Source organism: Streptomyces bambusae (assembly GCF_019400985.1).
Lineage (GTDB): Bacteria > Actinomycetota > Actinomycetes > Streptomycetales > Streptomycetaceae > Streptomyces > Streptomyces bambusae_A.
Genome location: NZ_WTFF01000627.1, coordinates 1 through 1,464, shown reverse-complemented (window position 1 = coordinate 1,464; position 1,464 = coordinate 1). Strand labels below are relative to the sequence as shown.

The following is a 1,464-nucleotide window of genomic DNA, read 5'->3' as shown; positions in this document are numbered from 1 at the left end:
TGGATGCGCAACCGTGATGTGAGGGTCCGATTCCCGTTATCCGGACTGTGCTGACGGCTCAGCGGAGCAACACCGTCCGTTCGGTACGGAACCGGACATCATGCCCAACTGGCCCTAGCTGTAAGCAGTTCCGCGAGCATGGACGCCCGTATTCGCAGAGTGGCGACCAGCCGTTGGAAGGCCTCCGACCAGTAGGCGCCGGTCCCCGGAGAGGAGCCCGGCTCCTCGTCCGGTCCCGCGGCGGCGGTCAGCGACTCCAGACGCGCGGCCTCCGCAGGGTCCAGGCAGCGCTCGGCCAGGCCCATCACCCCGCTGAAGCTCCATGGGTAGCTGCCCGCCTCCCGCGCCGTGTCCAGCGCGTCCACGACCGCCCGCCCCAGCGGGCCCGACCAGGGCACCGCGCACATGGCCAGCAGCTGGAACGCCTCGGACAGCCCGTGCGCCCGCACGAACTCCGCCACCCACGCCGCCCTCTCCTCCTCCGCCAGGGTCTCCAGCAGCTTCGCCCGCTCCGCGAGCGAGGCCGTCGCCGGGCCCGCCGCCGGCGGATCGGCGGCCGAACCGAGCAGCGCCCGCGACCACAGCGGATCCCGCTGGCGCACCGCCGCCCGGCACCAGGCCGCGTGCAGCTCCTCCGCCCAGCCCTCGGCCACCGGCAGGGCGAGGATCGCGGCCGGGTCCAGCCCCCCGAACCGCTCCCGCCAACACGCCAGCGGCGCCGCCTCGACCAGCTGGCCCAGCCACCAGGCCCGCTCCCCGCGCCCTGCGGGTGGCCGCTTGACCACACCGTCGCGCTGCATGTCCGTGTCGCACTCCGTCGGCGGGTGCACCCCGTCCGGTCCCACGCAGGCCAGCGCCCGCCCGGCCATCCGGCCCGCCAACGCGGACTCCGGCAGAGCCGACAGCAGTTCGGCCGCCGTCGCGCGGACATTGCGGCTGCGGTCGGCCAGCGCGTTCTCCAGGAACGGCTCGTCGCCCAGCGACAGCCCCGCCCGCAGCGAGTCCAGGAACATCAGCCGGTCCTCGGCCCGCTCGCTCGCCCACGTCGTGGCCAGCAGTCGCGGGGCGGCCGCCGGATCGTGCGCGCGGACGGCGCCGAGCAGGGCCACCCGCTCCGCGAACAGCCCCTCCTGCCACAGCCGCTCCACCGCCTCGGTGTCCGCCGGGTCGGGCAGCTCCCCGCCGCCGGCCCCGCTGCGCAGCGCGAACCGCCACTCCGGATTCAGCCGGGCCAGCCACAGCCCCCTGGCTCCGGCCAGCGCCAGCGCCTGCGGCCGAAGGTCCGTACGGGCCCGCGCCGCGTCCAGCAATGCCGGCACCAGCGCGGACGGCGCCCGGTACCCGTACCGGCCGGCCGCCGCCAGCCACTGCGGCAGCAGCTCGGTCAGGTCCGGCGCCGTGCCGCGCCTGTTCCTTTTCCCCTTCTGACCCTGCCGCTGCCCTTACGCGTGTTGCTCTTTGGGG

1 pseudogene is annotated in these 1,464 nt (G+C 75.3%); it reads right to left on the bottom strand.

The annotated features are described in order from the left end of the window. Positions 1–98 precede the first annotated feature (98 nt). Positions 99–1,409, bottom strand: a pseudogene (locus tag GPJ59_RS36155) (DUF5691 domain-containing protein); the annotation flags it as partial. Between the last annotated feature and the right edge of the window lie 55 nt (positions 1,410–1,464).